12 protein-coding genes and 1 pseudogene are annotated in these 11,127 nt (G+C 63.4%); 3 read left to right on the top strand and 10 right to left on the bottom strand.

Annotated features, from left to right (window positions below; translation table 11 throughout):
- The first annotated feature begins 205 nt into the window (after positions 1–205).
- From hemL to QZ269_RS10285, 3 genes are all read left to right on the top strand, one after another.
- The gene (hemL, locus tag QZ269_RS10295; protein ID WP_291426624.1) at positions 206–1,540 is read left to right on the top strand and encodes a glutamate-1-semialdehyde 2,1-aminomutase; all 1,335 of its coding nucleotides are present in this window, start codon (positions 206–208) and stop codon (positions 1,538–1,540) included.
- Positions 1,537–1,965, top strand: coding sequence for a CoA-binding protein (locus QZ269_RS10290; protein WP_291426623.1), 429 nt, complete (start codon positions 1,537–1,539; stop codon positions 1,963–1,965). The genes hemL and QZ269_RS10290 overlap by 4 nt, the downstream gene beginning before the upstream one ends.
- Positions 1,966–2,117: 152 nt before the next feature.
- A complete protein-coding gene (locus QZ269_RS10285; protein ID WP_291426622.1) occupies positions 2,118–2,261 on the top strand; it encodes a hypothetical protein in 144 nt (47 codons plus the stop codon).
- A 179-nt stretch (positions 2,262–2,440) separates the two neighbouring features.
- Here QZ269_RS10285 and QZ269_RS10280 read toward each other — a convergent pair whose 3' ends face one another.
- From QZ269_RS10280 to QZ269_RS10235, 10 genes and pseudogenes are all read right to left on the bottom strand, one after another.
- Entirely contained in the window at positions 2,441–3,178 is a 738-nt protein-coding gene (locus tag QZ269_RS10280; protein WP_291426621.1) for a ScpA family protein, read from the bottom strand.
- A 209-nt stretch (positions 3,179–3,387) separates the two neighbouring features.
- Positions 3,388–4,380, bottom strand: coding sequence for a tryptophan--tRNA ligase (trpS, locus tag QZ269_RS10275; RefSeq protein WP_291426620.1), 993 nt, complete (start codon positions 4,378–4,380; stop codon positions 3,388–3,390).
- 67 nt (positions 4,381–4,447) lie between these two features.
- On the bottom strand, positions 4,448–4,813 hold the full coding sequence (locus QZ269_RS10270; protein WP_291426619.1) for a hypothetical protein: 366 nt from the start codon (positions 4,811–4,813) through the stop codon (positions 4,448–4,450).
- 190 nt (positions 4,814–5,003) lie between these two features.
- Complete coding sequence (locus QZ269_RS10265; RefSeq protein WP_291426618.1) at positions 5,004–5,738, bottom strand: YebC/PmpR family DNA-binding transcriptional regulator; 735 nt, start codon at positions 5,736–5,738, stop codon at positions 5,004–5,006.
- Positions 5,739–5,845: 107 nt separating this feature from the next.
- The gene (gene mltG, locus QZ269_RS10260; protein ID WP_291426617.1) at positions 5,846–6,877 is read right to left on the bottom strand and encodes an endolytic transglycosylase MltG; all 1,032 of its coding nucleotides are present in this window, start codon (positions 6,875–6,877) and stop codon (positions 5,846–5,848) included.
- 2 nt (positions 6,878–6,879) lie between these two features.
- Entirely contained in the window at positions 6,880–7,845 is a 966-nt protein-coding gene (locus tag QZ269_RS10255; protein WP_291426616.1) for a carbohydrate kinase family protein, read from the bottom strand.
- Positions 7,846–7,903: 58 nt separating this feature from the next.
- Positions 7,904–8,599 carry a hypothetical protein gene (locus QZ269_RS10250; protein WP_291426615.1) on the bottom strand — a complete coding sequence of 232 codons (696 nt, stop codon included), beginning with the start codon at positions 8,597–8,599 and terminating at the stop codon, positions 7,904–7,906.
- Positions 8,596–10,008: an Asp-tRNA(Asn)/Glu-tRNA(Gln) amidotransferase subunit GatB gene (gene gatB, locus QZ269_RS10245; RefSeq protein ID WP_291426614.1), complete on the bottom strand. Its 1,413-nt coding sequence runs from the start codon at positions 10,006–10,008 to the stop codon at positions 8,596–8,598. Before gatB ends, QZ269_RS10250 begins: the two co-directional genes overlap by 4 nt.
- Before the next feature lie 65 nt (positions 10,009–10,073).
- Positions 10,074–10,610, bottom strand: a complete 537-nt coding sequence (locus tag QZ269_RS10240) for a hypothetical protein (protein WP_291426613.1) — start codon at positions 10,608–10,610, stop codon at positions 10,074–10,076.
- A 101-nt stretch (positions 10,611–10,711) separates the two neighbouring features.
- Positions 10,712–10,909: pseudogene (locus QZ269_RS10235) on the bottom strand (transposase family protein); the annotation flags it as partial.
- Positions 10,910–11,127 lie beyond the last annotated feature (218 nt).

Here is an 11,127-nt window from a genome sequence, read left to right as displayed (position 1 = left end):
CTAGGGTAAGCTGCGCGTTCCACCGTTAAAGCCTAAAACATTTCCCATGGTTAGGGCCTCAGACAGCCTCTTAGAGCCGTTCAATGATGCGCACATTGGCGGAGGTATTGGCGTTCGCTTCATTCTTTGAGTCCTGGGCGGTTCAATCGCACTCCGTCTGAACCTTCTGGTTCTCCCTTACCGGCCCATCCGTTAGCCTGTCATCATGACGGTTCCTTCTAGCACTGCTCAATCCGAAGCCCTGTTCGCCCGCGCCAAAGCCGTGACGCCCGGGGGTGTTAACAGCCCCGTCCGCGCCTTCAAAAGTGTGGGAGGCGTGCCGCGCTTCATCGCCGAGGCGCACGGCGCGTACCTGACCGATGTAGACGGCCAGCGCTACGTGGATTACCTGGGGTCGTGGGGGCCGATGATCCTGGGCCACGATCACCCGGCGGTGCGGGCGGCCATTGCCGACACCCTCACGCGCGGCACCTCGTTCGGCGCTCCCTCGCCGCTGGAGGTCGAACTGGCCGAGCTGGTCACGCAGATTACCGGGGCAGGCAAGGTGCGTTTCGTCAATAGCGGCACCGAGGCCACCATGAGCGCCCTGCGGCTGTCCCGTGGCTTTACCGGGCGCGACTACATTCTCAAGTTCCGGGGCAACTACCACGGGCACGCCGACGGCCTGCTGGTCGAGGCGGGCAGCGGCCTGATGACCAACGCCGAGGGACAACTGGGCGCGGCGGCCCCGAGCAGCGCCGGAGTGCCTGAAGCCTACGCTCACCTGACGCTAGTGGCCGAGTACAACGACCCGGAAGCCCTCGACGCTCTGATGGCCGGGCGCGGCCACGAGATCGCCGCCGTGATCTTCGAGCCGGTGGTGGGCAACTCAGGCGTACTCATTCCTACGCCCGAATTTCTGGCGGCGCTGCACCGCGTTAAGGATCACGGCGCCGTATTGATCGCCGACGAGGTTATGACCGGCTTTCGCCTCTCACTCAGCGGCGCGACCGGTCTGCTGGGCCTGCGCCCCGACCTGTCTACCTGGGGCAAGATCATTGGCGGGGGCCTGCCGGTGGGGGCCTACGGGGGCCGCGCCGAGATTATGGACTACGTGTCGCCGCAGGGGCCGGTGTACCAGGCGGGCACCCTCAGCGGCAATCCGCTGGCAATGGCGGCGGGGCTGGCGACCCTGCAACAGCTTCAGGCCGACCCGGAAATATACACACGCCTGGAAAACTACACCACTGCACTGGCTCAAGGGCTTAAGGCAGCGGCGCAGGCAGCGGGGGTGCCGCTGACCGTCAACCACATCGGCTCGATGCTTACGGCCTTTTTTCACCCTGGCCCCGAGATTCGCAACTACACCCAGGCCGCCCCCAGCAACACCAAAATATTCGCGGCGTGGTTTCAGGCACTGCTGGCGCAGGGCATCTACTGGGCACCCTCGCAGTTCGAGAGCGTCTTCATCAGTAACGCACATTCGGACGCAGAATTAAATGCGACACTCGGAGCAGCTCACATTGCCTTTAAAAATGTTTCCGGAGGGGTGAATCAGTGACTTTACTGCATGACAAGGCCGATATCGTCCGGGTACTGAAGGAAGCGAAAGTGATCGCTGTGGTCGGCTTCAACCGCGACGCCAAGAAGCCCGCGCACTACGTTCCCGAGTACATGAATCGCCAGGGCTACAGCGTCATTCCAGTCAATCCGTCTCTGGTCGGGCGCGGCGAGAGTTTCTTCGGGCAAAAGGCCGTGGCGACCCTGGCCGAGATCGGCACGCCGGTAGACGTGGTCGAGGTGTTTCGCCGCAGCGAGAGCGTCGGGGAGCACCTCCAGGACATCCTGAGCATGAATCCGCTGCCCAAAGTGGTCTGGATGCAACTGGGCATCACCAACGACGCGGTGGCGCAGGAACTCAGGGCCCACGGCGTCGGGGTCGTGCAGAACCGCTGCATGCTGTCCGACCACCGGACGCTGCTGTAACTTCCGGCTGTGCGCGGCGGGGCAAGGCGGTCGCCACGGCCCTGCGCGACGCGGGGTTACAGCGCGGCAGCATCGTCGTCCCCGTCGCCCGCAACGAGCAGGCGGGCCGCGCCCTGGCCGAACAGGTCAGCTGGCCCTAAAGTGCCCAAGCTGTGGCTGCCGACCTGCTGGTCAACGTCACCCCGCTGGGCGTGGCGGGCGGCCCTGACGCGGGAACATTGGCTTTTGCCCCGAACGGGTCGTCAGCGCCGACAGGGTGTTTTACGTGGTGGCCCGCCGCGCCCAAACTCCGCTGATCGTCGGGGCGCGGCGCGGGGTGACTGTGTTGGACATGGGCTGGACACGGGCTGGACATAGGCGGCTTGCAGGCGCTGGAGCAGTTTGTGCTGTATACCGGCGTGTGCCCCAGGCGTGTGCCCCAGCCCTGAGCAGGTGCAGGCTGCCGTGCAGCACGCCCGGAACTAAGCGGGCCGCCTCAGCCTTCAACCAGCCGCGACTCGATCCTGATTTCGCCGTAGGGTTCGTCCTGCTCGGCGCTGAACTGGCCTTCCTTGACGCCTTCGAGCAGGGCTGCAAAGTAGGTCGTTTCCTCGCCCCAGTCGCTGGTGGTCACGCCGCCGAGGGTAAAGGTGTGCAACCGCTTGCCAAAGGCCCGCAGCGCGCCTAGCGCGTCGGCCAGCGTCAGGCGTTCGCGGGCCAGCAGGGGCACGTCTACCTGACGAACGGCCTGCTGCGCGGCCTTGACCAGTTTAGCAAGGCTGCCCTGCGCGTTACGCGGGCGCTGCCGACGTGGGAAATCGACCGGAGCGGCCCGCGCTGGCAATAGACCCGCCCGCTGCTCCCGCCGGGCCGCCAGGAACGCCACCAGCGCTCCTAGTCCTGCCAGGGCCTCGACGCCTTCTACCACGTCGTCGAGCAGATCATCGGTTTCGGGGGGCAGGTCGTCTGGCTCCGGCTGGGGCAGGAGTAGCCGAGCTTTTAGGGCAATCACGCTTGCCAGAGTCGGCAGCAGGTCAGGGTGCGCCTCGGCAAAAGCCAGGGGTTGTTGGCCCGTTACGGCCTGCACCCACCCCAGCACGTCGCGGGTAAGTTGCAGCAGCGGAACCTCGGCAGGCAGGATGCGGCCAGCGCGGAGAGCGGCGGCGAGCTCGGCTAGGGAACCGGAGAAGGTGGAGAGCTCGACGGTAAAGGCGTGCGTTGTTGCGTTGGTCACAGGCCCTCCCCACCTCCTCCCCCTCGCGGCGCGAGGCCCTCTCCTTTGCAACCTTTGCAAGGCCCACAAGGGGCGAGGGTCAAAAATGACGGCTACGGACTGCCGATTGAACCCGGCAGGTTTGGCTTCAATCCGGGCAGAAGAGAGAAAAATACGGATTTCGTAGGATGGACTCGCAGGGCTGCTGGTAAAATCGAGTGCAGTCCGTATTAGAGCTTCAAAAACCCGACTTTCTCGCGCACTTCTTCCATGACCCCCCCGGCGATGGCGCGGGCTTCCCTGGTGCCCTGGCGCAGGGCGTCGCGCACGTAGTCAGGGTCGGCGCGGAGTTCCTCGGCCCGCTGCTGAATGGGTGTGAGATGCGCGGCCATGCCTTCCAGCAGCTTTTTCTTGCAGTCTACGCAGCCGATTCCGGCGGTGCGGCACTCGCGGTTCACCAGCTCGGTGGTGTCCAGGTCAGAAAACAGCTTATGGTAATCGAAAATCAGGCACACGTCCGGGTTGCCGGGGTCCGTGCGGCGCACGCGGGCCGGATCGGTGGGGGCCGCCCGCAACTTTTGCCAGATGTGGTCCAGCGGTTCCAGAATCCCGATGGTGTTGCCCTTGCTCTTGCTCATCTTGCCCTGGCCATCTACACCGGGAATCCGCAGGGCGGCTTTGTTGTAGACCGCTTTTGGCTCGTCGAAGGTCTGCCCAAAATGGTGGTTGAACTTACGGGCAATTTCGCGCGTCAGTTCGATGTGCTGCGTCTGATCCTCGCCCACGGGCACGGTGTCGGCCTTGTACAGCAGGATGTCGGCGGCCATCAGCGCGGGGTACATCAGCAGGCCTGCGGGCACGCTCTCGAACTGGGCGGACTTGTCCTTGTACTGGGTCATGCGCTCCAGTTCACCGACGGGGGTGATGCACGTGAAGATCCAGGCCAGTTCCTGATGCTCGGGCACCTGAGATTGCAGAAAAAACGTAACCTTGCTGGGGTCAAGGCCCACCGCGAAGTTCGCCACCGCCATGTCGAGGGTCTGCTGCGCCAGCGCCGCCGGGTCGGAGGCCGCCGGATTGGTAATGGCGTGCAAGTCTACAACGCAGTAGATGCTGTTTTTGCCGTACTGTTCGCCCAGCGTGACATAGTTGCGCATCGCGCCAAAGTAGTTGCCGATGTGGGGATCGCCCGTCGGCTGGATTCCAGAAAAGACCCGTGACATAACCCAGTGATTGTAGCGGAGCGGGGTAAAAGGTGACTGCCGGGATATAGCCGAGCCAGTCTAGCCGTCAGTCCTCACTCAGCGGTTTCATGGGCTGCATAGGCTCCATAGGTTTCATCGGCTGCATCTTGGGGCCAACCGCGTCGTCGGGAACTTTGGTCAGCCCCACCGCTTCGGCCCCGTTCAGGTCGGGCGCACGGCCCAGCAGCTGCACGCCGTCCCCGCTGATCTTCAGGTAGATTTTCTCGTCGCCGTCGATTTCGGCCACGGCGCTTTCACCGCTTTGCCACAGTTTCGGCGGCGTTTTCCACGCTCCGGTGGTGCGCTCACTGCTCTGGCGCTGACCCGAACTCTCGACGCTCAAGGTGGTCTGTGCGTCGTTCTGACTAAGCGTAACCGTCAAACCACCCGCAAGTTTTCCCTGGTAAGCCATAGCCCAGGATAATCCTATGGGGCAGAACAGGGTCCCTGGCTCAAGGCGAGCTTCAGGGAGGGTGAGAAACGGGCCGGGCGCAGCTTATGCCCAAATCCGCTCTGCTTTGCAGCTTTGCCAGTCCGCTCCGATTCAAGGCCGCTCCGAGCGGTGAGCAGGCCATCACCCTGCACAGACTTTTGAAAGAGGTCTATTCTTCCATGTCCTCGGGAAACTCGGCGTTGGTGTATACGTTCTGCACGTCGTCGAGTTCTTCGAGGTAGTCCACCAGGGTCAGCAGCTTCTTAGCGTCGTCGCCCGCCACCGCTACCGTGTTGCTGGGCTGCATGGTGATCTGGCTATTCTCGGCGGTAAATCCGGCGGCTTGCAAGGCGTCTTGAACGGCGTACAGGTCGTTCGGCGCGGTGCTGATCTCCAAACCGTCCTCGGACTCCTGAATGTCCTCTGCGCCGTATTCGATGGCAAGCTCCTGGGCTTTTTCGCTGGTGTCGCGCAGCAGAATAATGCCCTTTTTCTCGAACTGCCACGCTACGCTGCCGCTGTTGCCCATGCTGCCGCCGCGCCGGTTGAATACGGAGCGGATGTCGGCCACGGTGCGGTTGACGTTGTCGGTCAACGTCTCGATGAAAATGGCCGTACCGCCGGGGCCGTAGCCCTCGTAAGACACTTCCTTAAATTCGGCGGCGCCTTCGCCCGCGCCCACCGCCCGCTTGATGGCATTTTCGATGTTGTCTGCGGGCACCGTGTCGGTTTTGGCGGCGGCAATTGCGTTTTTCAGGCTCAGGTTGGCGGCGGGGTCGCCGCTGCCGCCCGAGCGCACGGCGGCCTGAATGGCGCGGATGTGCTTGGAATACATCGCACTGCGTTTCTTGTCGTTGGCACCCTTTTTGCGCTTGATCTGCGCCCATTTGCTATGACCGGCCATGTTGTCTGTCTCTCCTATACGGCTTAAATTTGCGCCCGCTTAAGCGGCCAGGTGGTGGACACTGACCGGCAGCGGGGACTGATTTTTTTCAGTTTAGCGCCTGGCGCTTAGCGGTGCTGAGCGTTATCGCGCAGGTGCTCGGCGTAGGTGTGATTCACGTAGATCTTGCCGCCCGGAACGTGCAAAAAGTACAGCGCGTCGCGCCCGTCGGCCATTTTAAGCTGCGGGTTGATGGCGGCCAGCAGCGCCGCTTCGCCGGGATTATTAATCGGCCCGGCGGGCAGGCCCTTGCGGGTGTAGGTGCTGTAGGGCGTGTCCTTTTGAAAGTCGCCCGCGCTCCGGTCCAGCTCCGGCAGGTTCTTACCCAGTCCGTAGGCCACCGTCGGGTCGCTGCCCAGCGCGATGTCTTCCTTGAGGCGGTTGAGAAACACCCCGGCGATGATCGGCATGTCGTTGTTGCTGGCGGCCTCGGCCTGCACCATACTTGCCAAAATGACCCAGCCGCGCACGCTGAGGCCCAGGGCGCGCGCCTTAGCGATGTTGGCAGGCGTAAATTCCTGCTCCATGCGGGCCACCATCTTTTTCACGATGGCCTGACTGCTGTCCTTGGGCCGGAACTCGTAGGTTGAGGGGAAGATGAACCCTTCGAGGTTGGGCTGCTTGCCGTGGGCGTAGCGGCTGAGGTTCACGTCGGTGAGGGCGGTGGCAATTGCCTTGCCATCGTAGCCAGCCTTGTCGAAGATGGCGGGGATGTCCCGGATGCGCCGCCCCTCGGGGATGGTTACTTTGATCACCGCTAGGCGGGCAGGCCCGGCCAGCACGTTGGCTACCTGCTGGGCGGTCATAGTGCCACTCAAGTCGTAAGCCCCTTCCTTGAGCTTGCTGGCGCTGCCGTTTTTACCCATAATGTAACGCAGGGCGCGGGCATTCTTGATGATGTGGTGCGCCTGGAGATCAGCGGCGACCTGTCCCACGGTCTCGCCCTGGGACACCTGCAACGTGTACTTTCCGCCCCCGGCTGGCCCGAATAGCGACCGGACGTAGATGAGGGTGATCAGTCCCAAAAGCAGCAAAAGTGCCAGCAGGCCGACCAGAATCCTGGTCCAGGCGGGTGTTTCATTTCCTTTTAAACGTGTCATTCTTATGTTCTCCCCATGCGCGAAGTACCCAGACGAAGTGTCAATTCTTCATCTACAGGTGGCCGTGCCCCGAAGCGCGACACGACCCATCCCCCCACCTGTACGGCGACCCGCGCGGCCTCTTCCGGATCGCCGTGCAGGAGCCACTCGGCCAGGAAAGCCCCACCGAAGGCGTCTCCGGCTCCGGTGGCGTCGACCAGGCGGTCGCGGGTGGCCTCGACATGCACGCGCGGCGTCTGCGGCCCCTCGATCAGTGCGCCGTCCTCGTCCATTTTCAGGACCACCAGCGCCCCCGGATACCTGCCGCGCAGCCAGTTAAGGGCCTGTTCGGGCCTGTCCTGGCCGCTCATGGCCCGCGCTTCGTCGGCGTTGGGGAAAATCACGTCGTATGGAACCGTGTCCACCACCTGTAAAAAATTCTCGCGCCCGATCTGTTGAATCATCTGGAAACTGCCTGGATCAAGGCTCAAGGTTATTCCGGCGGCCCTGGCAAGCCGGGCAGCTTCCAGCGCAGCGGCGCGGGGCGGGTCGCGGAACAGGCTCCAGGCGGTCAGGTGCAGGTGGCGGGCCGACTGGATAACGTCTACCGGCAGCTCGGCGGGCAGCAGTTCCCAGTCGGCTCCCTGACCGGTCAACATGGCCCGTTGCCCGCTGCCATCGATCAGGGACAAAATCACTCCAGTGCGGTGGTGCGGACTGGCGATCACCTCGGCCCGCACGCCCTCAGCCCTTAGCTCGGCGGTCGCCAACTCGCCGAAGCGGTCTTGCCCGATCTTGCCAATAAAGCAGCTGGGATACCCGGCGCGTCTGGCCCACACCGCCAGATTCGCGGCGCTACCGCCACCCGAAAGCTCCATCCGGCCAGTCGTGTCGCCGCCCGGAAGCAGCGTGGAGTCGGGTTTCGCCAGCACGTCCCAGGTGAGATCGCCCAGGGAGATCAGCGGGACCGGAGGCTTGAGTTCGCTCATGACTGCCGGGCAGGATACTGGAAAGTTGGCCCAAAGGCGTTAGGCAAAAGCTGGGTCACTAGGATTCCTGGGGCGCTGGGGGCGTGCGCGGGGTGGTGTGCTGCGCCAGTTGGCGCACTGCCAGAAACTGAAACAGCGCCGAAACGAGGTCGAGCAGGCCCCCGGCAGCGTAGACCAGATTCATGGTCGGGGTGGGCGGGGTGCCGTACCCCTTAATGGGCACAAAGTTGATCACCAGCATGCCCAGTGCCAGCGCCGCGCTGAGGTTGAGCCAGTCGGACAGCCGCTCGGCCTGGGGCCGCACCAGCTCGTCGGTTACGGTTGCCAGCCGCACCAGCCCAGCGTTAACCGCGTTGGCCGCCATGATCGCCGCGCCCCACAGGGTCATCATGGCGGTCAGGGCCACCGGGTTGGCCGTCGGAAAAGTGCCGTCCAGAATGACCAGCAGCGTCAGACCCCAGATTACCAGCCGCAGGGAGGTCAGCAAGGGGTACGAAACAGCCAGGGCCCGCAGCGTGCCGTCGGTGGCCGGGACGCCCAGGCCCAGGGTTACGCGCCCGAAAATGGTGGTCCACCACGCCAGCACCAGCCCAGCGAGCAGCATACTGACGGCGTCGAACCAGGCTGCCCCCTGGAAATTGGCATTCCAGAGAAGGTAGGTGGCCGCTCCCAGACACGCCGCCACGTCCAGCCACGAAAAGAGCAGCGCCGGGAAACGCCAGCGATTGTGGCCGGGAGTCGCGGGAGCGCTCACAGACCCAGTTTGGCTTGCAGACGTTCGCGCACGACTTCGGGTTTGGCCTGCCCACCCATAGCCTTCATAACCGGGCCAAACAGGGCGTTCATAGCTTTGGTATTGCCCGACTTCACTTTTTCTACAGTGGCTGGGTCGGCCTGCATGACCGCGTCGATGGCCGCGTCGATGGCCCCGGTATCAGTCACCACGCTCAGGCCGCGCTCCTTGACCAGCGCGGCGGGGTCGGCACCGCTCATCACGTCGGGCAGCAGGTCCTTGGCGATCTTGCCGCTGATGGTTCCGGCGTCGATCAGCCGCACCAGTCCGGCGAGGTGGGCGGGTCGCAATTTGCTCTCAGCAATGCCAATTTCCTGCGCTGTCAGGTGCCCCGCCACGTCGGTCAGCAGCCAGTTGGCGAGCTTCTGGGGGTCCGCGCCACCCTGAAGGGCCTCGTCGTAAAACTTCGAGAGCGCTACGTTCAGGCTCAGGCTCTGGGCGTCGCCCCCGCGCACCCCGGCAGCCAGATAACGCTCCAGCTTCTGCGCGGGTAGCTCGGGCATCCGCGCCCGCACGCGCTCGATCCACTCAGGGGTGATGTCGAGCGGGGGCAGGTCCGGCTCGGGGAAGTAGCGGTAATCAGCCTCGCCCTCCTTGGTTCGCATCAGGAAGGTCTTCTGGCCGCCCTCGTCCCAGCCCAGCGTGTCCTGGGTGATCTTGCCGCCCGCGTCGAGTACCCGCGCCTGCCGCGCCGTCTCGTACTCGATGGCGCGGGCCACGCTGCGGAAGCTGTTGAGGTTCTTAACCTCGACTTTAGTGCCCCAGGGCTGGCCTTCTTGGTGAATGGAGATATTCACGTCACAGCGCATCTTGCCTTCTTCCGGGGTGGCGTCCGACACGCCGAGGGCCTGCGCGATGGCCTGCACGCTTTCCAGAAAGGCGCGGGCCTGCTCAGCGCTGGTGATATCGGCCTCGGTGACCATTTCCAGCAGCGATGACCCGGCGCGGTTGAGGTCCAGCAGGCTGTACGGCGCGTAGGTGGGGTGGGTCAGCTTGCCCGCGTCGTCTTCGAGGTGCGCCCGCTTGATGCGAATGTTCTCACCCGCAACCTTTAAAAAGCCGTCCCGCGCAATCGGGCGGTCGTACTGCGAAAGCTGAAAGTTTTTGGGCGCGTCGGGGTAAAAGTAGTTCTTGCGGTGAAACTGCGTAAAGCCCGACACGTCGCAGTTCAGCCCCAGGCCAAACATCATCGCTAGCTCCACGGCCACGCGGTTGAGGGTGGGCAGCGTGCCGGGCAGCCCCAGCGTGAAGGGGTCGGTGTAGGTGTTTGGCTCCGCGCCGTGGTAGTCCTGTGGGCAGTCGCTAAAAATCTTGGACTTTGTTTTCAGTTGCAGGTGAACTTCGAGGCCGATGACGGTCTGGTACGACATGGAACGCAGGATAGCGCGGCTGCCGCTTTCCGCTGGGCCACCTGTCTCCTTGCCAGGGCTGGCTCTTACAGCCGTCTGCACTGCCCGGTCTGCACGCCGTCGACCCGGACCCAGGTGCCCGCCGGTTCGGTGCGGTTTCCCCAGCAGTTCAGGTCGCTGTTGACGGTCATGCGGTTAATGCGCACGTTACCGGTGTTGCGGTAGATGTTGACCTTGCCTACCACCTGACTATCGTTTAGCGTGACGCTGCCGCCCTGCCCGGCGTCCAGTTGTCCGCCGACGATGGCCCCGGACAGCGCCACCCGCACGAAACCGGCGTCGGTCTTGAGGCTGCCCTGCACGTTGGAATCCTTGACAATCAGGCTCGATCCCTGGGCCAGCAGCAGATTGCCGTGTACGGCGGTGTTGTTCAGGGTGCAGTTGCGGTTCGGGGGCACCTGCACGTCGCCAAAAACCTCGCGGTCGGTGAAGACCCCCGAGCAGCTGGTGGAGGTAGGGCTACTAGGCAGCGTTCCCGACTTGGTCAGGTTAACTGCCGCAGTGTGCGACAGGCAAAGGCTGAGGGCCAGGGGCAGCCCCAGTGAAAACCACAGTCGTCTCATGCCGGCAGCGTAGCAAAGGAAGCTGGCGTCATGGGTCTTCCCGCAACCCGCTGGCCCTCCGGCGCGTACTGCAAGCATGGACAGCTTAGGCGGACGGTTCACTAGACTTCTTGCGAAAGCCAGGCGGCTTGTGCGGTTCGACGATTCACGGTTGCAGCAATGAGGTTCAGTCGGAGCGAAAAACGCCGTCTCCGATGTCGATAAACCTTCTTCAGCACACGAAATATCTTCAGGATGCGGATGACATGTTCCACAGGTTGTCGGAAACTGCTCAGCACTCGATTTTCTCGTTTCTGCTCCCTAAGTGCGGCCAAGTGACCGTGTAGGGATGACCCAAACACCAGGCTATCCCTACACTCACACTTACCCTACACTCACACTGGGCCGCACCTTTTCCCATACTCGCTCTGCGGCGCAGCTCTACGAGTCCGCCTGGTTGGTCTAAGAGGCTGTCTGAGGCCCTAACCATGGGAAATGTTTTAGGCTTTAACGGTGGAACGCGCAGCTTACCCTAGCG

This window comes from Deinococcus sp. (assembly GCF_018260405.1).
In the GTDB taxonomy this organism is placed as follows: Bacteria; Deinococcota; Deinococci; order Deinococcales; family Deinococcaceae; genus Deinococcus.
The sequence above is the reverse complement of the archived record's forward strand: the minus strand, read 5'-3'. Positions and strand labels throughout refer to the sequence as shown.